This is a genomic window from Prosthecobacter fluviatilis (assembly GCF_042655725.1).
Classification (GTDB): domain Bacteria; phylum Verrucomicrobiota; class Verrucomicrobiia; order Verrucomicrobiales; family Verrucomicrobiaceae; genus Prosthecobacter; species Prosthecobacter fluviatilis.
In genome coordinates this window covers 419187-438443 of record NZ_JBHSMQ010000004.1, presented here as the reverse complement: position 1 = coordinate 438443, position 19257 = coordinate 419187, and the positions used below count along the sequence as shown (strand labels likewise).

The following is a 19257-nucleotide window of genomic DNA, read 5'->3' as shown; positions in this document are numbered from 1 at the left end:
CCTACACCTTCGTCAGCTGCCTGCGCAAACTCAGCTCCACCGCTGCGATGATAAGTGACAGCGTAAACAGAATCACGATGCTGTTGATCCAAAGGGTGTTGTACTTGGTGCCCAGGTAGGTTTTCCGTGTTCCGAAGAAAACGTTGGGACTGGCTTTGCGGCGGTAGTCTTCGCGCTCCATTTCGGCCTTGGTCACGAGGTCCAGCACCTTGCGGTTTACGTAGATTTCCTCCGCACTGACTCCATCATTCTGCTCCAGCATGCTGTCGAGCATCGGCGGCTCGATGCGTCCGCTGAGCACGGCTTCGCGGATGGAGCCAAGGCGCTTGGAAATCTCGCGCGGGTTCTCGGCGTAGAGGCCGGAGACGACGGCGAGCGACTGCTTGGTGAGCTCCAGCTCATGGCGCTGGCGGTCGCTCATGTCCGCGCCGGACGGCGGCAGCAGGGACTGGATGCGCTCGTCCAGAAAGTCCTGGTTGCGGGTGAGCGGATTGAGCTTGGACTGGGAGATGACCATGCCCTCGTAGGACCAGCGCAGAGGCATGAACTGGCAGATGAAAGGCACCTTCAGCTTGCTCGCATTTTCTTCATCGTTGCCCGACTTCCTCAGCCAGCGGCCCACGGAGTAAACCAGGTCCAGGTTCTTGTTCATCTCCTCATACTTGATCAGCGCCCCACCCAGGATGATCTGCGGAATCAGCAGAAGAGGAATGGCGTTCACCGCCGTGCGGTTGTCACTCACGATGCTGGAAATGAAGAGTCCAAGACAGACCCCCGTGAGCGAAGTGAGGAACATCCACCACAGGTGAATGAGAAACATGTCCCGGATCTCCAGCACCCAGTTTCCGATCAGCAGGTAGATCACGCACTGGGCCAGCGCAAAGGTGGAGAGCGAAATGATCTTGCCGCTGAGATAGTAGAACGTGCGCAGGTTGTGATTGCGCTCGCGGCTCAGCGTGTGCCGGTCACGGATGATTTCGTCAGCGCTGTTCGTGAGCCCCAGAAACATCGCCACGACGAGGCTCATGAAAAGATACGTCGGGATGTGAAAGGCGGTGGCAAAGGTGTAGTGCGCCTCCTCGGAGTACTTGAGGACGCTGGAGATGAGCCAGGCCAGCAGCGGCGCTTCGAGCAGGGTCGTCAGCAAGTTCGTGCGGTTGCGCAGCTTGCTGAGGAATGAACGCTTGAGCAGCGTGTAGAAAAGAATGCTCTCCTCGCGGAAGGTGTGCTTCGGAGGTTTCGGCGTGCTGCGCATGCGGCTGGCGCTGTGGCTCTCGTCACGCTTGGGCCGGGCGATGAGGCTGGTGCTGCCCGGCGCGGCGCGCTGCTTGGCCATGCTCTCCATGATGAGATGCCGCTGGTAGGAGTCCCGCCAGAAATTCGGCGGAAAGCGGCGGGCGGCGACAAGGTGCCCGTCCGCGCTGCGTTCATGGATGATGTCACCGCTGATGTCTCGCAAAGGCGTCTCCAGCACATCAAAAACAAAGTCCGGGGTCAGGTTGTTCGGTGGCTGCGCCTCGGCATCGGTGGACTGGCCTGTCTCAGCATGGTACACACGCCAGAAATACTCGATCATGCCCTGCGGCGTGCCGAAGTAGGCCAGCTTGCCGCCCTTGTCCAGCAGCAGCGCCTTGTCGAACATCTGCAGCAGCCTCGAACTGGGCTGATGAATGGAGGTGATGACGATCTTGTTGCGCGCCAGACTGCGAATGATCTCCAGCACATGCTCGCTGTCCTTGGAGGAGAGGCCGGAAGTCGGCTCATCAAAGAGGTACACGTCGGAGATGCCGATCATGTCCAGCCCGGCATTAAGGCGCTTGCGCTCTCCACCGCTGAGAAATTTCTGCTGCGGCGTGCCCGCGAGGCGGTCGCGCAGATCCGCCAGCCCCAGTTCCGCGAGCTTGGCATCCACCCGCTTGCGTCGCTCCTCGGTCTTCAGGTGGGGGCAGCGCACCGACACGGAGAAGTCCAGGTTTTCCTGCACCTTCAGCAAGGGATCAAAAGCATCCTCCTGAGGAATGTAAGCGATGTAAGGCGTCAGATTGTGCAGGTTGTCATAGAGCGCGAGGCCGTTCATCAGCACCTCCCCGCCCTTGGGTTTCAGCTGGCCGCCGAGAATGCGCAGCAGCGTGCTCTTGCCGCAGCCGCTGGGCCCCATGACGCAGATCATCTCCCCGCGCCGGGCGATGAAACTCACACCATCCTGTGCAGTGTCACGTCCGTCAAAGCGGTGGCTGAGTTCGCGCACCTCGATCTGGCGCACCGTGTTGCGCTCCTCTTCGATGATGCGGTCCGCAAAGTGGCAGCGGAGGTACTGCCCCTCCCCCAGCGTGATGGTGTCTCCGTCATTGAGGGTGATCCGGTCGCGCACCGGGATCACTCCGATGTACAGCGGGCGCGAGGAGCGCAGAACCTCCAGCACCCCCGTTTTCTGTGCGTAGTTGCACTCAATGCGCAGGAGGATCTCCCCGTCCGTGTCTTCTGAGAGAAGGATGTCCCCCTCGTCCAGCAATTCAGGCTTGTTGGAGACTAGGTAGGTATTTCGGCTGCCCTCCAGCCGGAACTGGCCGCCAAACTCCTGGGCACGCAGCCGAAGATCGCGCAGGGCGATTTCCACTTCACCATGGGCGATCAGGCTGTCTTCGATGCTGGCCTCCACCACCGTGCCGCTGCTGAGGACCACCCCGTTCAGCGTGGCCTTGGTCGTTCGCAGGGCCTCCACTGTGACCCCCAGTCCAAAGCTGAGGCGCAGGTTGGTGCCGCGCGTGCGCTGCGGGGCGATCTCCGCGCTGCCATTCTCCGTGAGTGTCAGGTAGATCTGCGTGCCTGACAGCGTCTTCTTGGAGTTGAAGTAGGTGATCAGGTCATTGTAGTCCAGCGTCACGTCCTCCATCACCACACGCTCGCCAGGATAAAGGCGGGAGAACTCCCCCGGCGGCTGCCGCCGGCTGCGCACCAGGATGGAAATGCTGCCCGTATTTTTCAGCAGCACCAGGTTTTGAAAGCGGAACGCCACCACGGAGCAGTCGTCCGAAAGCGAGCGCAGCAGCACGTCGCAGTTCTTCGTGGCTCCAATGCGCAGCGTGTCCAGCGGCTGCCCCCCCTTGGTCGAAAAGCCCTCCTCCGGCGGCTTGTCCCCGGCATTGAGCTGATAGACAATGTCGATGGCCTGGGCGGCAATGCCCAGGTTCGTCATGAAGAGATAGAACTCCACCATCTGCCGCTGATTCTGCTGCGCACGCGAGATGAGCAGGTACAACTGCACGCCCAGCAAAATTTTCTGCTCCTGGGTGAGCTTCTGGCTGAGTTCCTTGGCACGCTGCGTGAGATCCTGCGGCTCCTGCAGGGCCTCAAAGTACAGGCGGCGCATGTCGGAGTAGATCGCCTCCGGGTAGTCATAGCGCAGGTAGCCGAGGCTGGACTCGACTTCCTCCTCCTCAATGTTGCCGTCCAGCTTGCTGAATGCGGCAAAGACCTCGATCAGCACCGGCAGCATGGTGTTCGCCGTGGCCGCAGCAGCGGCAGACACCGGCGGCTGGCCGTTCCAGAGATGAGCCCACCGCTCCGGCTCCCACCACGGCAGTTTCGCCAGCCCATGCACTCCGTTCGCAGCATTCTGCGCGTTCGTGTTGAACTTTTTGGCGAGTTTTTTGACCAAGCTCATGCAGTGGGGATCTTAGCAGTCCGTCCAAGGGGGCTGGCCGGGCGGGCTGATTATGGAGTTCGTTTGCACAAACACAACTCACCAGACGCAAATGCATCGCGTAAAAATGCAAAAAAAGCGGCCTGGTTGCCCAGGCCGCCACTCCATGACTTTTCACACACGCAGGCATCATGCGCTGCGCTCGCGCGGCGGGCCCTCACGCCCACGCTCATGATTCATCGGCGGCAGTGCCGGATGTCCTGGACCACCATGTTCAAGACGCTCTCCCCCACGAGGTGCAGGCCCACGGCCGCGCTCTCCCCCGCCCGTGCCACCCTGCTGAGGCCGATGCATCGGACCATGGAAAGGCTGCGCTCCCGGACGGTGGAACTCACCGCCACGTGGCGCCCCAAAGGACTGGGGTCCAGGACCGCGATGCTGGTCAAAACGCGGCGCAGGACCACGCTGCCCCCCGAATGACGGCCCCCGGCGTGCGCCTCCGAACGGCCGAGGATGCTGCCCGCCGAACCGATGTCCGAAACCACGCCCCATCCAGCCACGCCCCCACTGCCGCTGCCAGCCTTGCTGCCCAGACCGTGGAGAGCGGAAGCCCGGCCCACCACGGGGCGCACCAAACCCGCCACGCTCTGCGTATGGCTGCGGCCCACGGCCCTGTGCATGAGGCCTGAAGCCATGCTGATCACCACCACGCGGTGCCTGCGGCTGCCTGAAGTGATCCTGGTGGCCAGGCTGTCCCTGCCCACGGCCGCCCTCATGCTGTGGGTGCGCCATGGGGCCCGGACGCCCTTCGTGCTGGGGCTTGCCCGGCCCGGGATTGCCTTGCGGCGGAGGATTCATCGGGCCACGACCGCCCTCTGGCTGCCTCTTGGGCTCACCACTGCCCTGCCCATCCATGGGAGGACGGCGAAATCCGTCACGCCCCCCCTGTTCGCGCCCCCGGTGCTCAGCATTTGGGGGATTCGCCGGGCCACGCGGCGCCTCGCGTTGCGGCTGAGCCCCATCGTTGCGCGGACCACCCGAGTCTGGGCGGCGTTGCGGCTCGCGCACGCTGTCAGGCTTGGATCCATCGGCCTCCCGGCGTCCCTCCGGCCTGGGCTGGTCACGCTGTGGAGGGGGCGCATCCGCCCTGGGTGCTGCCGGGAGAGGTTGGGCCGCAGATGGCGGCTGATCTGCGGGCTTGGCTTCCTGAGCAATCAGGGGGGTGATGCCGAGTGCGAGCGCCCCACAAAGCCACGAGAGTTGGTTGGTTTTGAAGTTCATGATAGAGTGCTGTTTGGATTGACTGCGGAAGGAGAAACCCTCGTAAGGATCAAGAGTTGCGCTCCCCCAGCTTCAGACAGGAAACAGCCGCCCGGCAATCAAGGCTGACAAAGACCCCCCTTCTCTCAAGAGGCTGACAGACAGGCGTTCACAGCACTTTTAGCGGTGCTTCGGCAGGTTCTGGGAGCACCTCATTCTCCTTTTTGAGAATCTTAAATTGACGCAATCCTGCGAAACGTTTAGCTTATTTAACAATCAATCCTGCCTCTCACTTAACGAAAATAATATGGCTAAACTGGTAATCATAGACGACGAAGCCGCTATTCTGGAACTCATGACCAAGCTTTGCAAAGCGGCGGGTCACCAGGTTTTTGGCTGTACCACTGGTATTGACGGCATCGCGGCCATCCGTTCCAACCAGCCCGACCTCGTCATCGTTGACCTGCGCATTGGCGACGTCAACGGCCTCGACCTCGTCAGCATGTGCCGTGATCAGTTCCCCACCACGGCCGTCATCATGGTGACGGGTCATGGTAGCGTGGAAACCGCCGTGGAAGCCATGCGTCTGGGCGCGTTTGACTACCTCACCAAGCCCTTCGATCTCGGAGATCTCATCAAAACGGTGAACCAGGCCCTCCAGCGCAACGGCATCGCCGCAGCCACCCCCACCAGCATTCCCAGCGCCACCCTGCGCTCCGCCTCTGCCTCCAAGCTCATCGGTCACAGCGACGCCATCCAGCGCATTTTTGACATCGTCCGCCGTGTGGCCAACAACGACAGCCCCGTCCTTCTCGAAGGCGAATTCGGCGTGGGCAAGCACATGGTCGCCCGCGCCCTTCACGAGGCCAGCCGCCGCAGCAGCTCCCCCTACAAGGAGCTCCAGTGCAGCGCCATGCCGGAAGACGTGCTCGAAACCGAGCTCTTCGGGCAGACCGCCATCTTCAACCGCGTCTCCGGCGGCACCGTCCACCTGGCGGAGGTGAACCAGCTCCCCTCCCGCATCCAGGCCCAGCTCAACACCTTCCTGGACGAAGCCCAGTCGAAGAAAAGCTGGTCAAACAGCTCCAGCAGCGCGGATTTCCGCCTCGTGGTCTCCAGCACCGTCTCACTCGAAGACGCCGTGAAGGCGGGCAAATTCCGCGAAGACCTTTTCTACAAGCTCTCCGTTGTGCCTCTCAAAATCCCGCCACTGCGTGAGCGCCGGGTGGACGTGCGCCCTCTAGTCGAGCATTTCCTCAAAGATCTGGCCGACCGCACCGACGCCAAGCCCAAAACCATCGACACCAGCGCCATCGAGTTCCTGGAAAAGTACACCTGGCCCGGCAACGTCAGCGAGCTGCGCAACGCCATCGAGCGTGCCTGCGCCTTCGCTGAAAACGACCGCGTCCGCCCCTCCGACCTGCCTGCCAAAGTCACCCAGCAGATCGAGATTCCCACCCCATCCACCACCGAAGGCGTCACCAAGCTCCCCATCGGCTCCACGCTCGACGACTTCATCAAGGGCCAGGAACGCGCCTTCATTCAGGAAACGCTCAAGTACAACAGCGGCTCCCGCGAAAAAACCGCCAGCATGCTCGGCGTCTCCATCGCCACCCTGTATCGCAAAATGGGCCTCAACGTCGAGCGCAAGACGACCTCATAGGCCTGCGTATCAGCAAATCCGCGCTTAAACCACAAAGTCGGCCCCGCGCCGACTTTGTGCTTTCAGGCCGGAATTCGTCATGCCCTTCCTCGCTGGTGTTGCGTAGTACGCCACCTGAGCCCACACTGACCACCACCTTTTTCCAACGCGCCCATTTGAGCACTCCCGCCACCATCCTCTACTGCCGCTGTGCCTACGCCCAGGTCGTTCCCACAGGCGTCAAAAACGAAGTCCTGCAGAAGCTCTGCGACTCGAACGCCAGCTTTGAAACCGTGTCCGATCTCTGCGAAATGGCCGCCCACCGCGATCCCCGCCTGCAGGCCATCGCCTCCTGCGGCAAGCTCCGCATCGCCGCCTGCTACCCCCGCGCCGTGAAAGGCCTCTTCCAGCAGGCCGGCTCTCCACTGCCCGCCGACACCGAGATCCTCAACATGCGCACCCAGACCGCCCAGGAAATCGCCGACGCGCTCCTCTCCCCCGCCTCCTGAGCCCTCACAGCGCCCCGCCACAAACCGAGAACCGAGAACCGAGAACCGAGAACCGAGAACCGAGAACCGAGAACTCCGGTAACTTTAAACTTCAAACCTTAAACTTGTAACTCAACTCGACGCGCCATGATCACCCACACCCACCGCCCGCTCCGCGTCGTCCTCTACGAAGGAAACGGCAGCATCCAGCTTCCCGCCGAATCCCGCGCCAAGGTCATGATGGCCCTGCTGGACAAAGGTTACACCGTCACCCGCAGCGGTCTCGGGGCCAGCGCCATGCCGCACGATGACCGCAGCCTGCTGGTGCTCGGCGCCTTTGAGGGCAAGGCCCCCGCGCTGGAAGACGCCACCGGCCAGATCAGCATCGACACCCGCGACATCACCGGCCTGGAACCCGACGCCATCGTCGCGCTGGTGGACAAATCTCGCGGCGAGAAAACCATGAACGAACCCGGCAAATGGAAGCCTTGGTTCCCCGTCATTGACTACTCCCGCTGCACCAACTGCATGCAGTGCCTCAGCTTCTGCCTTTTCGACGTCTATGGTGTCAGCGAGGACAACAAGATCCAGGTGCAGAACAACGACAACTGCAAGACCAACTGCCCCGCCTGCTCCCGCGTCTGCCCGGAGGTCGCCATCATGTTCCCCAAATACCAGGCGGGACCGATCAACGGCGATGAGATCAACGAGCAGGAAGCCGGACGCGAGAAGATCAAAGTGGACATCTCCTCCCTTCTCGGCGGCGACATCTACTCCGCCCTCAAAGACCGCAGCGCCGCCGCCAAGTCCCGCTTCAGCAAAGAACGCAGCCCCGACAAAGCCCTGGATGAACGCAAGAAGTGCCTCACCAAGCTGGTGGGAGATGGGTTCATCCCCGCGGATGTGCTGGCAAGCCTGCCGAGCACCGAGGAGATTTTGAAGAAGGCGGAAATCGCCAAGGCGAAGGCCGCAGCGGCGTTGGCGGCGCAGTAGGTGACAAAATTGTTTTCTTTATAAGTAAAGAGTCGGCGAGCCCACCGCCCTCCACGACCATCTGTTCACCGCATGGCAGAAGCAAAAACCCAATACTACACCGCCACCAGTCTCGATGGATTCATTGCAACGGAGGATGACTCTCTGGATTGGCTGTTTCCCTTGAGCGACCTGAACACGTCCAGCTATCCGGCGTTCATCGCAGATGTTGGTGCCCTGGCCATGGGCTCCACCACATATGAGTGGATGCTCCGCAACGCAGAAGCAGTGATCGCCGAAACAGGCTCCCCCTGGCCCTACACCCAGCCAGCTTGGATATTCACCAGCCGCCAACTTCCCACCATCCCGGGAGCGGACATCCGCTTCGTCAGCGGCGGTGTGCCCGCAGTACACGCGGCAATGCGCGCGGCAGCTGTTGACAAGAACATCTGGATCGTCGGCGGTGGCGATCTCGCCGGCCAGTTTCACGACGCGGGTCTGCTGGATGAACTCATCATCCAGGTCGGCTCCGTCACCCTCGGCAAGGGCAGACCTCTCTTTCCGAGAAGAGTTCTGAATCCGGTTCTACGGCTGGCATCGGTTCGTCAGATGGGCACGAGCATGGTGGAATTGCGTTATGAGGTGGAAAAAGGCAGGTGAACCGAAGGTGACGCGGTTCAGCAGGCGGTGAAACGCTGCGACTTCTTCCTGCACGGACCCGGCAACGTTCCCCCCTCGCAAATGAAGGAAATCAAGAGTGTCATCAAGGCGTGAGCGCGATTGCTGCAATCGAGTCAGCATAGCAGCCATCTCGCTTCGCGAGATGAGCTCAGCGCTCACGCCATGTTGCATGGTCCTCACAACTCGCAAACGCTCTTATCCTGCGAAGGCACTCGGCACCTCTCGCGGAGCGGGAGACTAGTTTGCCTGTGCCTTCGTCGGCTGCACGCGGAACAGGTGCAGAATGACCACGAAGTACAGCGGCACAAAGAATAGCCCCAGCAGCGTGGTCGTCACCGCACCACCGACGATCCCCGTTCCAATCGCGTTCTGGCTCCCAGAACCCGCGCCGGTATTAATCGCGAGCGGCAGCACCCCAAGACCGAAGGCGATGGAGGTCATCAAGATGGGACGCAGACGCTGGCGGACGGCATGCAGGGCGGCCTCGATCAGCGTGGCACCTTGATCAAAATGCTCCTTGGCAAACTCCACCACAAGGATGGCGTTTTTGGCCGAAAGCCCGATGATGGTGATGAGGCCGATCTGAAAATAAATGTCATTCGGCATTCCGCGCCAATGGGTGGCGGCCACAACGCCCAGCGCGCCGAGCGGCATGTCCATCATCACCGAGAACGGGATGGCCCAGCTTTCATACAGCGCGGCAAGGCAGAGGAAGACCATCAGCAATGCGATGATGTAGAGCGAGGACGACTTGGAGCCGGAAAGCTGCTCTTCATATGACAGACCCGCCCAGGCGACGCCGATGCCCGAAGGCAGGGATTTGGCAAGGCGCTCGATCTCATGAATGGCCTCCCCGGAACTGTGCCCGGGAGCCGGCTCACCTTGGATGGAAAGCGATGAAGAACCATTGAAGCGCTCCAGCTTGGGCGAGCCCATCTTCCACGTGGCGGAGGAGAACGCTGAGAACGGCACCATCCCGCCTTGCGCGTTGCGCACATACCAGCGGTTGATGTCTTCCGGCAGCATTCGGAAGGGCGAATCCCCCTGGATCATCACGCGCTTCACGCGGTTCTTGTCGATGAAGTCATTGATGTAGGTGGAGCCCAGGATGGTGCTGAGGGAGGCATTGATCTCCGAAAGGGAGAGGCCCAGCGCGCTGGCTTTCTCCTGATCGACATTGATCTGATAAACAGAAGTGTCAGCAAGCCCGTTGGGACGCACAGAGGTGAGGATGGGGTTCTTCGCCGCCATGCCGAGCAGCTGACCCTGGGCCTCCATGAGCGCATCGTGCCCGAGGCCGCCGAGATCCACCAAGCGGAGGTCGAAGCCGGTGGCGGTACCGAGCTCCAGCACGGCGGGCGGTGCAAAGGCAAATGCCATGGCCTCTTTGATCTGCATGAATTTGCCCATGGCACGGGCATGAATGGCCTTCACCTTCTGGCTCGGCAGCTTGCGCTCCTCCCAGGGCTTGAGCTTGATGAACATGAGCACCTGGTTCTGCGCGTTGCCGCTGAAGCTGAAGCCCAGCACGCCGAAGCCGCCTTCCACGAGTTCCTTTTCCTCCTCGAAGAAATGGCGCTCCATCTTCTTGAGCACCTCGTCCGCCTGCTCGCGCGTGGAGCCAGGCGGCAGCTGCGCCATCGCAAACAGCACGCCGGTGTCTTCATCCGGCAGGAAGCCCGTGGGGGACCGCATGAACAAAAGCACCACCGCGACAGCAATGGCCCCATAGGGAATGAGCGCCAGCACGTAGTGCTTCAAAAACTTCGCCACCGCATAGACATAGCCGTCCGTCGCACGCTCAAACGCCCTGTTAAACCAGCCGAAGGGACCTCTCTTGTTGATGCCGTGATCCTTGGCCACGGGCTTCAACAGGGTGGCGCACAGGGCGGGTGTGAGGATCAGCGCCACCAGCACGGAGAGCGCCACGGAGCTGACGATGGTAAGCGAGAACTGGCGGTAGATCACGCCGCTGGAGCCCGTGAAAAAGGCCATGGGCACAAAGGCCGCCGAGAGCACCAGGCCAATGCCGACAAGCGCCCCGCTGATCTGGTCCATCGACTTGCGCGTGGCTTCCTTCGGCGACAGCCCTTCCTCCTGCATCACACGCTCGACGTTTTCGACCACGACGATGGCGTCGTCCACCAGCAGGCCGATGGCGAGCACCAGGCCAAACAGCGTGAGCGTGTTGATGGAATACCCCGCCGCAGCCATGACGCCAAACGTCCCCAGCAAAACAACCGGCACCGCGATGGTGGGGATCAGCGTGGCACGCCAGTTCTGCAGGAAGATGAACATGACCACAAAGACGAGAATGATGGCCTCGATGAGCGTCTTCACCACCTCCTCCACGGAGATGCGCACAAACTGGGTCGTATCATACGGAAAGATCGCCTCCACCCCGGGCGGGAAGAACTGCGAAAGCTCCGCCACCTTCTTTTTCACGATGTCCACGGTCTCCAGTGCATTGGCGCCGAGCGCAGGCCGGATGGCCATGCCGCTGGCAGGCATGCCGTTGTAGCGGGCCATCACGTTGTAGGACTCGCTTCCCAGCTCCACCCGCGCGACATCGCGCAGAAAGACGCGTGAGCCATCCTGGCTCACACGCAGCAGGATGCCTCCAAACTGCTCCGGCGTCTGCAGGCGGCTCTGCGCCATGACGGTGGCATTCAGAAGCTGGCCCGGCATAGCCGGCAGCCCGCCCAGCGCTCCGGCGGAGACCTGCGCATTCTGCGCACGCACGGCGAGGATGATGTCATTCGAGGTGAGCTGGTATTTGTTCAGCTTGTCCGGGTCCAGCCAGATGCGCATGGCATACTGCGTGCCAAAGGCCTGGATCTCCCCGACACCCTGCAGGCGGCTGATGGGATCGCGCATCACACTGGCGTTGTAGTCGGCCAGGTCGGTGTTGGACATGCTGCCATCCCTTGAGATGAGGCCCACCACGATGAGGAAATTGCGCACGGATTTGTTCACCTGCACGCCCTGCTGCTGCACCTCCAGCGGAAGAGAGGGGATGGCCAGCGCCACCTTGTTTTGCACCTGCACCTGCGCGGTGTCCGGATTGGCCTCGCCATCAAACGTCACGGTGATCGTCGCCGTGCCGTCCGAAGTGCTGGACGACTCGATGTAGCGCAGGTGGTCGATGCCGTTGAGCTTCTGCTCAATGACCTGCGTCACGGTGTCTTCCAGCGTCTTGGCAGACGCACCGGGATAAGTCGCTATGATCGCAATGGTGGGCGGCGCGATGCTGGGATACTGCGCGATGGGCAGGCTCGTGATGGAGAGCGCCCCCGCCAGCATGATGATGATGGCGATCACCCACGCAAAGACAGGCCGGTCAATGAAGAAGCGTGACATCGTGGATTACTTGGAGGCGCTTTGAGGCGGGGCCGGTGCATCTGCGGCGACTTTGACCGGCACACCGGGGCGGATCTTCTGCAGATTGTTAATGATGAGCTGGTCACCCGGCTTGAGCCCGGAGCTCACCAGCCACTGATTGCCAACGGCACGCGGCGTTTCCAGCACGCGCAGCTCCACCTTGCTCTCCGCACCGACGACCATCGCCGTCGGCTCCCCCTTGGTGTTGCGGCTGACAGCCAGCTGCGGCACCAGGATGGCGTCCGGCGTGGTCCCCTCCTCCAGCCGCGCACGCACAAACATGCCGGGCAGCAGGTCGTTTCGCGGATTGGGAAACACCGCGCGTACCGTAACGGAATTGGTCAGGGGGTTCACTGTCACGTCCGCCACTTCCAGCGAACCTTCCTCGGAGTAGATGTCGCCATTTTCAAAGACCAGCTTCACACGCGCCTGACCGGAGGCGTTGGGTTTGAGCGTCCCATCCGCAAGCGCATGCTTCAGCCGCAGCAGGTCGCTGCTGGGCTGGTTCACGTCCACATACACCCGGTCAATCTGCTGCACCGTGGCCATCAGCGTCGCTTGGTCAGTACGCACATAGGCCCCCTCCGTCACCTGCGAAAGGCCGATGCGGCCGGTGATGGGGGAGGTCACCTTGGTATAATCCAGATTGATCTTCGCCGTCTTTACAGCCGCCTGACCGAGCAGCACCTCCGCTTGGTTGACCCGCTGGCTGCCCGAGGCTTCATCATAGTCCTGCTTGCTCACGGCATGGGAGTCGATCAGTGACTTCATGCGGTTCAGTTTCAGCTGGGCGGAATTCAGCCCTGCTTCGGCACGGGCCAGCGTTCCCAGCGCGCTCTCATACGAGGCTTCATACTGCGCTGGATCGATCTCATAGAGCACCTGGCCCTCCTTCACATCACTGCCCTCCTTGAAAAGCCTTTTCAACACGATGCCGCTGACACGCGCCCTCACCTCAGCCACGCGGATGGCCGAGATGCGACCCGGAAGATCCTGCGTCAGCGTCACCGGCTGGGCTGCGACGGTGACAACTCCCACCTCCATCGGGCCCATCGCCATCGGCGCAGCTTGGGGCGGGCCTCCTGATGGAGTGCGCCCGCAACCAGCAAGCAGCAGCGCCAGCGCAGCCAGGGTAGGTTTAGAATGAATACTCATGCACTGAAATTTGTTTCTTGCCGCGTCCTTAGTTCGTTTCGTGCGTCCGCCTGGACGCCGCTGATCTCATGCAGCACATGTAAATACAGCAACCCTTGAATCTGCCAACTTCCCGTCAGCTTCAGTTTGCAGGACCGTGGCGGCCACCACATACGGCCAAGCAAAAACGATTAGGCGCGGAATACGCAAACCCGCAGTCATTCAGGCCCGCAGGACAGCCCTTGCATCCAAAGCCACGATGCCTTCCGCAGTCGCCAGCAGAGGATTGATGTCCAGCTCCACAATGCGCCGCTCATGCTGCACCAGACGGGCAAATTTCACCAGCACATCATCCAGCGCCGCCAGATCCACCGCAGGCTGGCCACGCACACCATGCAGCACCTTGGCGATTTTAGTCTGCTCCACCCAGCGCCGCGCCAGCGCATGATTCAGCGGCGGGAGGGCCAGGGCGTGATCCTGCAGCACCTCCACCAATGTCCCGCCCGCACCGATGAGCAGCACGGGCCCGAACTGCGCGTCCGTGCTTGCACCGAGGATCAGCTCCATGCCCTTCTGCGTGACCATTCGCTGCACCGTCACACCGTCAAAGGCGGCAAGCCCATGCAAGTGCGTCACGTTGTCCTGGATCAGACGCCATGCCTGCCGCACGGCCGTAGCATTCAGCAGGTTGAGCTGCACACCACCGCAGTCGCTTTTGTGCGTGATCGTGGATGAAAGCAGCTTGATCACCACCGGATATCCCAGGGCATCCGCAGCAGCTATCGCAGCCTCCTCGTCATAGGCGGCCCGAGTTTCCACGATGGGGATTCCCGCCACATGTAGCAGTTGCTTGGCCTCCTGCTCCGTCATCAGCGTGCGCCCGCTGCCGAGCACCGCATCGATCAGCTCGCCCACGCATGGCAGAGCCTCCCCCTCGTCATCATCCGCATGGGCGCTGAGCGTTTCGCTCAGCCAGATCAGTCGCAGCCGGTGCTCCCGCATGCGCACAAAAGCCTGCGCAGCCTCGTCAGGGTAGTCATATGTCGGCACCCCGGAGGCATTCAGGATGCCGCGCCCCTCCAGCACGCTCTGCGCCCCCATCCAGCTCGCCAGCAGCGGCTTGCCTATCTCACTGGCGATCACAGCGACCTCACGCGCAATGTTGGTAGGATGCGTCATGGACTGAGGCGTCAAAATGGCCAGCACACCGTCAACCGCCGCATCCTGGCACACGATGCGCAGCGCCTGTGCAAAGCGCACCGCATCGGCATCCCCCAAAACATCCACCGGATTGTGGTGGCTCCACTGGGCGGGCAGCAGCGTGTTCAGCTCCGCCATGGTCTGTGGCGAAAGCTCCGCGAGCTCCCCTTTGCCCAGCACCAGTGCATCCGTCGCCAGTGCGGCAGGCCCACCCGCATTTGTCACCACAGCCAGCCTTTTGCCGGTCGGCAACGGCTGTTTGGCCAGCACCTCCGCCATGTCAAACAGCTCCTCGATCGTGTCCACGCGCAGCACACCGCTCTGCCTGAGCGCCGCATCCAGCACCGCATCGCTGCCGGTCAGCGCACCTGTGTGCGAAGCCGCCACACGCGAGGCCTCCGCCGTGCGCCCGACTTTGATCACCACAATCGGTTTCTGCGCAGCCACCGCCCTGGCCGCAGCCAGAAAAGACGCCGCATCATCTCCCACCGACTCCATGTAAATCACGATGCTTTTCGTGTGCGGATCATCCCCAAAATGCCGGATGAGATCGCCCCAGCCTACATCAGCCATCGCCCCCGTGGAAACAAAGGCGCTGAAGCCCACATTCTGGTCATGGCTCCAGTCCAGAATGGCTGTGCACAGAGCCCCGCTCTGGCTTAAAAACGCCACCCGCCCCGGCCGCGCCACACTGCTGGCAAAGCTCGCATTCAATCCTGCATGCGGATTCATCAGGCCAAGGCAGTTCGGCCCGATCAGCCGCATGCCATGCCGTTGCGCCGTTGCCAGCACCTCCGCTTCGAGCTGAGCCCCATCCTTCCCTGTTTCTTTGAAGCCCGCAGAAATCACCACCGCCGCTCGCACACCCGCCAAGCCAGCCTCCTCGACAAGCTGCGGAACCGTCGTTGCCGGAGTCACGACAATCACCAGCTCCGGCACCTCTGGCAGAGTGGCGATGCTGGGATAGGCCTTTGCCCCGCACACCTCCGCACGCTTTGCATTCACCGGATACACCGCTCCTGAAAAGCCTCGCAGATTGTCCCAGATCGCACGGCCCACGCTCCCTTCGCGTTCCGAGGCTCCGATGAGGGCGATGCTTCGCGGCTGGAAAAAGGCGGTGAGAGACATGCGGAAACCTACGGAAGTAACGCCAGGTGTCTCAACACATGTTGTGCTTTATTGGCAGCATTCTGCCACGCTGTCTTCGCCTGGTGGGAGTCCCGGCCTCACTCCTCATCTCCAGCGCAGCAGGAGCCGCAGGCAGCGTAGCATTCATCGCAGATGAACTCGTCTCCAAACTTCACCGCCTCGGGTGCCCCGCAGCGTTCACAGGCAGCTTGCAGTTGCTCTTTCACCTCGGCGGTTGTCTCGTCATTCATGCGTCAGTTTCTTCTCTTCCTCTTCATCGCGCAAATTGCCTGTGCACAAAACACGGATCCCTTCCCTGCGCCTCCGAATCAAAAGGGCCTCCAGGTTCAAATGGTGGATGACGCTCTTTCGCTCGGCATTCACCACGCAGGGATCAATGTGAACCTCACCGCGCTGTATGACGCCCGCTCCAAGCCGGAGAGCGGAGACTTTGTGTTCAATCAAAATTACCTCGCTTCACTGGACCGCCAGATCAAGCCTCTTTCAGACAAGGGTGTCCTGGTCTATCTCATCCTCATTGCCTACCCCTCCAAGAATCCGGCCATCGACGCGGTCGTTCTTCATCCCGGACACCGCAAAGACTGCAAGTTCAGCGTTGGCGCGGTGAACACCACGAACGGCTATCTTGAGGCGGTCATCAGCCTGCTGGCGGAGTACTGGAGCGGCGCGCACCCCGAGCACGGCCGCGTGTGGGGCTGGATCATCGGCAACGAGGTCAACTCCCACTTTCTCTGGAACAACATGGGGCCCGTGCCCCTTGAAACCGCCGCCAGTGAATATGAAAAGGCCTTCCGCATCATGCATCTGGCCATTCGCAGGCATTCGCAAAATGCACGCACCTACCTCTCCTCCGATCATCACTGGAGCAGCAGCATGCACAATGTGAGCTCCCTGGAGGCCACACCGGGCCGCGACTTCCTCGACACTTTTGCCAGGCTCGTGCGCAAGCGCGGCGACTTCGACTGGCATGTGGCCTGGCACCCTTACCCGGAAGATCTCGGCAATCCACGCGCCTGGGCTGACAAAACGGTCACGCATGATGATGGCACGAACAAAGTCACCTTCAAAAATCTCGAGGTCCTTCCAGCACATCTGGGCCAGCCCGAACTGCTCTTCAAAAATGCCCCGCGCCACATCATCCTCAGCGAACAGGGTTTCCACACACTGCTCACACCGGAGGGGGAGCAGCTTCAGGCAGCAGCCTATGCGTATGCATGGGAGAAGATTCAGACCCTTCCCACAGTCGACGCTTTCATTTACCACCGCCACGTGGATCATGCCCACGAAGGCGGCCTGCGCCTTGGATTATGGCGCAACGCTCCCAACTCTGTGGCAGACCCCTACAGCAAAAAACTCATTTATGAGCTGTTTAAAACAGCTGGCACCCCGGGTTGGCGAACCGCCGCCGATGCCCTCCTGCCGGTGACTGGGTTGAAATCCTGGCATCAGTAGCGCATTCAGCCTTGCGACTTCCGGGATGATACGAATGTCGCAGATCAACAAACATCTGTGCGGAGCATGGGCACAGCACCGCCGGGTGGCACACATGCTGCACTGGGAGCCCCTCGGAAGCCTTCATCTGAAGGCCAGCCCACATCATTCATTTTCATGATTCTCCGAGCCTGAAACCAACCATTCTCATAATTATACGCCCCAAATATGAGGTGCTGCATGCCACTTTGATTCGTATCAATTCATGAACGATTTCATAAGTTCCACATCTGAAATGGCAGGCCTGTACACCTGCATGTTTCTCAGCAACCGCAACTGATGAAGCCCATCGTTGAAAAGCTTTCACCTCTAGCAGCAGCCGAACCGGTGGTCTGCGAGCTCGTGCGTGGGCAGGATTTCGGCTGCGTGTGGCACTACCACCCGGAGTGCGAGATCACATTGGTCCTGAAAGGCGGAACCGAACGCCTTGTCGGCAACAACATCTCTCCGCTTTCCCCTGGAGACCTCGTATTCATGGGCCCAAACGTGCCTCATGACTACCGCAACCAGCCTTCCGCAGGAAAACCAGTCACTGACGTCGAAGCCATCGTCGTGCAGTTCACGCCAGAGCTGCCCGGGCATGGAGACTGGCTGCAGCGTTCATCCATGATTCCCGTGCGCCGCCTGTTCCAGCGGGCCGAGCAGGGCCTGGAAGTCAAGGGCATCACCCGCCTGACTGCCACGCGCATCGTTCAGGAAATGCTCCTGGCACATGGAATGAAGCGTGTGATCCTCCTGCTGCAATTGCTCGATCTGCTTTCAAATTCGGAGGAACTCGAGGAAATTTCGTCAGCCGTTCTTCCGCAGCCAAGACCGGGAACATCAGATCGCGTCAGCATGGCCTGTGAGTTTATTGCCACTCATCTGCCGGAGCCAATTTATGTGGCTGATCTGGCGGCGATCGTGGGGCTGGGCAAGAGCGCCTTCAGCCGCCTTTTCAAAAAGAGCACCGGCCGCACAGTGCCTCAGTATGTGAATGAGCTTCGCATCGCACGCGCCTGTCTTCTGCTCGCAGAAACCGATCTCACCGTCAGCCAGATTGCCATGGACTGCGGTTTTGTTTCACCCGCGCATTTCCAGCGTCAGTTCAGGGAGCACCAGCACTGCGTCCCGCTGGCTTATCGCAGCCGCGTGATTCAGTCTTCCTGAAGCCGAGTGCATAAAGAGCGTCTGCTTTGCACGATTCGGGGTCTGTATGGCTGAAGTGATGGTCCCTGACATGCTTAAAGCAGAAGTCCAAGAGAGCCTGCTGACAGCTTTTGCCGCATGCTCCTAACCCAAAAATCACTAACACGATGCCTCAGACAAAAGGACTGCTGATCGACATGGACGGTGTGATCTACCGTGAAAACCAGCTGCTGCCCAAGGCGGCCGAATTCATTCATCATCTCATCGAGACCTCGACACCGTTCGTCTTCGTCACCAACAACTCCGCCCCCACGCCTGAAGATCTCGTCGTCAAACTCAATCATCTTGGCATCACCGGCATTTCGGCACGGCATTTTTACACCGCGGCCATGAACACCGCGGAGTTCCTGGCGGAAAACCATCCCTGCTGCACCGCTTTTGTCATGGGAGATGCCGGCCTGACTCTGGCGCTGCAGAAGGCGGGCATTCCCAATGATTCGATACGGCCCACCTACGTGGTCGTTGGTGAAGGCATGCAGTCCACAGAGAAACTTTCCAAAGCGCATGAACTCATCGAGAAAGGCGCACGGCTGGTTGCAACCAATCCTGACAACTGGTGCCCGGTGAAGAAAGATGTGACCCGTCCCGGCGCAGGCGCCCTGGCTGCTTATCTGGAGGCGAGCACCGGCCAGCGCGCCTACTTTCTTGGCAAGCCCAACCCCTACATGTTTCAGCGCGCCCGTCGTCTGCTGCAGCGCCATACAGAAGAGGTGATGATGGTGGGGGACACCATGGAGACTGACATACGCGGTGCCATTGAGGTCGGCATGCAGGCATGCCTGGTACTGACAGGTTCAACGCGCCTTGAAGATCTCAACAACTACGTGTACCAGCCCACCTGCGTATTGGAGGGTGTTGATGAATTGCTTGAAGAGCTTCAAGGCACAGGCACCAGCAGCAGCCGCCTGCAGTTTCTTTCACGGACCACCGCCAGCGCGCAGAAAAAGCCTGCGGCAAAGCACCCGGATCAGCGCAGCGAAATCGCCTATCCCCGCCCACGACCGGCCATGACCAAATAGCCGCTTCTG

General features: G+C 60.9%; 13 protein-coding genes. 7 read left to right on the top strand and 6 right to left on the bottom strand.

Annotated features, from left to right (window positions below; all coding sequences use genetic code 11):
- Window position 1 precedes the first annotated feature (1 nt).
- Window positions 2-3664, bottom strand: a complete 3663-nt coding sequence (locus ACFQDI_RS13265; RefSeq protein WP_377167291.1) for an ATP-binding cassette domain-containing protein — start codon at window positions 3662-3664, stop codon at window positions 2-4.
- A gap of 215 nt (window positions 3665-3879) precedes the next feature.
- The gene (locus tag ACFQDI_RS13260; RefSeq protein WP_377167289.1) at window positions 3880-4419 is read right to left on the bottom strand and encodes a hypothetical protein; all 540 of its coding nucleotides are present in this window, start codon (window positions 4417-4419) and stop codon (window positions 3880-3882) included.
- A gap of 791 nt (window positions 4420-5210) precedes the next feature.
- Here ACFQDI_RS13260 and ACFQDI_RS13255 point away from each other — a divergent pair.
- From ACFQDI_RS13255 to ACFQDI_RS13240, 4 genes are all read left to right on the top strand, one after another.
- Window positions 5211-6566, top strand: a complete 1356-nt coding sequence (locus ACFQDI_RS13255; protein WP_377167287.1) for a sigma-54-dependent transcriptional regulator — start codon at window positions 5211-5213, stop codon at window positions 6564-6566.
- Window positions 6567-6721: 155 nt separating this feature from the next.
- Window positions 6722-7054 (top strand): hypothetical protein, encoded by a 333-nt coding sequence (locus ACFQDI_RS13250; RefSeq protein WP_377167285.1) that lies wholly within the window; start codon window positions 6722-6724, stop codon window positions 7052-7054.
- 126 nt (window positions 7055-7180) lie between these two features.
- Complete coding sequence (locus tag ACFQDI_RS13245) at window positions 7181-8026, top strand: ferredoxin family protein (protein WP_377167283.1); 846 nt, start codon at window positions 7181-7183, stop codon at window positions 8024-8026.
- Between the two features lie 72 nt (window positions 8027-8098).
- Window positions 8099-8665 (top strand): dihydrofolate reductase family protein, encoded by a 567-nt coding sequence (locus ACFQDI_RS13240; protein ID WP_377167281.1) that lies wholly within the window; start codon window positions 8099-8101, stop codon window positions 8663-8665.
- A 258-nt stretch (window positions 8666-8923) separates the two neighbouring features.
- On the opposite strand, the gene ACFQDI_RS13235 is transcribed toward ACFQDI_RS13240, so the two are convergent.
- The 4 genes from ACFQDI_RS13235 to ACFQDI_RS13220 all read right to left on the bottom strand — a co-directional run bounded on the left by ACFQDI_RS13235 (window position 8924) and on the right by ACFQDI_RS13220 (window position 15780).
- Entirely contained in the window at window positions 8924-12046 is a 3123-nt protein-coding gene (locus ACFQDI_RS13235) for an efflux RND transporter permease subunit (RefSeq protein ID WP_377167279.1), read from the bottom strand.
- Between the two features lie 6 nt (window positions 12047-12052).
- Window positions 12053-13222, bottom strand: a complete 1170-nt coding sequence (locus tag ACFQDI_RS13230; protein ID WP_377167277.1) for an efflux RND transporter periplasmic adaptor subunit — start codon at window positions 13220-13222, stop codon at window positions 12053-12055.
- Between the two features lie 201 nt (window positions 13223-13423).
- Window positions 13424-15529 carry an acetate--CoA ligase family protein gene (locus ACFQDI_RS13225; protein ID WP_377167275.1) on the bottom strand — a complete coding sequence of 702 codons (2106 nt, stop codon included), beginning with the start codon at window positions 15527-15529 and terminating at the stop codon, window positions 13424-13426.
- 98 nt (window positions 15530-15627) lie between these two features.
- Window positions 15628-15780: a hypothetical protein gene (locus ACFQDI_RS13220; RefSeq protein ID WP_377167273.1), complete on the bottom strand. Its 153-nt coding sequence runs from the start codon at window positions 15778-15780 to the stop codon at window positions 15628-15630.
- Here ACFQDI_RS13220 and ACFQDI_RS13215 point away from each other — a divergent pair.
- From ACFQDI_RS13215 to ACFQDI_RS13205, 3 genes are all read left to right on the top strand, one after another.
- Complete coding sequence (locus tag ACFQDI_RS13215) at window positions 15779-17002, top strand: DUF5722 domain-containing protein (protein WP_377167271.1); 1224 nt, start codon at window positions 15779-15781, stop codon at window positions 17000-17002. The two genes, ACFQDI_RS13220 and ACFQDI_RS13215, sit on opposite strands and share 2 nt — an antisense overlap.
- A gap of 318 nt (window positions 17003-17320) precedes the next feature.
- Window positions 17321-18190: a helix-turn-helix domain-containing protein gene (locus ACFQDI_RS13210; RefSeq protein ID WP_377167269.1), complete on the top strand. Its 870-nt coding sequence runs from the start codon at window positions 17321-17323 to the stop codon at window positions 18188-18190.
- Between the two features lie 146 nt (window positions 18191-18336).
- A complete protein-coding gene (locus ACFQDI_RS13205; RefSeq protein ID WP_377167267.1) occupies window positions 18337-19248 on the top strand; it encodes an HAD-IIA family hydrolase in 912 nt (303 codons plus the stop codon).
- Window positions 19249-19257 lie beyond the last annotated feature (9 nt).

Coding starts and splice junctions, on each gene's coding strand:
- ACFQDI_RS13245 (WP_377167283.1), top strand. CDS start 7,181: ATGATCACCCACACCCACCGCCCGCTCCGCGTCGTCCTCTACGAAGGA.
- ACFQDI_RS13210 (WP_377167269.1), top strand. CDS start 17,321: ATGAAGCCCATCGTTGAAAAGCTTTCACCTCTAGCAGCAGCCGAACCG.
- ACFQDI_RS13215 (WP_377167271.1), top strand. CDS start 15,779: ATGCGTCAGTTTCTTCTCTTCCTCTTCATCGCGCAAATTGCCTGTGCA.
- ACFQDI_RS13235 (WP_377167279.1), bottom strand. CDS start 12,046: ATGTCACGCTTCTTCATTGACCGGCCTGTCTTTGCGTGGGTGATCGCC.
- ACFQDI_RS13240 (WP_377167281.1), top strand. CDS start 8,099: ATGGCAGAAGCAAAAACCCAATACTACACCGCCACCAGTCTCGATGGA.
- ACFQDI_RS13220 (WP_377167273.1), bottom strand. CDS start 15,780: ATGAATGACGAGACAACCGCCGAGGTGAAAGAGCAACTGCAAGCTGCC.
- ACFQDI_RS13265 (WP_377167291.1), bottom strand. CDS start 3,664: ATGAGCTTGGTCAAAAAACTCGCCAAAAAGTTCAACACGAACGCGCAG.
- ACFQDI_RS13255 (WP_377167287.1), top strand. CDS start 5,211: ATGGCTAAACTGGTAATCATAGACGACGAAGCCGCTATTCTGGAACTC.
- ACFQDI_RS13205 (WP_377167267.1), top strand. CDS start 18,337: ATGCCTCAGACAAAAGGACTGCTGATCGACATGGACGGTGTGATCTAC.
- ACFQDI_RS13230 (WP_377167277.1), bottom strand. CDS start 13,222: ATGAGTATTCATTCTAAACCTACCCTGGCTGCGCTGGCGCTGCTGCTT.
- ACFQDI_RS13260 (WP_377167289.1), bottom strand. CDS start 4,419: ATGAGGGCGGCCGTGGGCAGGGACAGCCTGGCCACCAGGATCACTTCA.
- ACFQDI_RS13225 (WP_377167275.1), bottom strand. CDS start 15,529: ATGTCTCTCACCGCCTTTTTCCAGCCGCGAAGCATCGCCCTCATCGGA.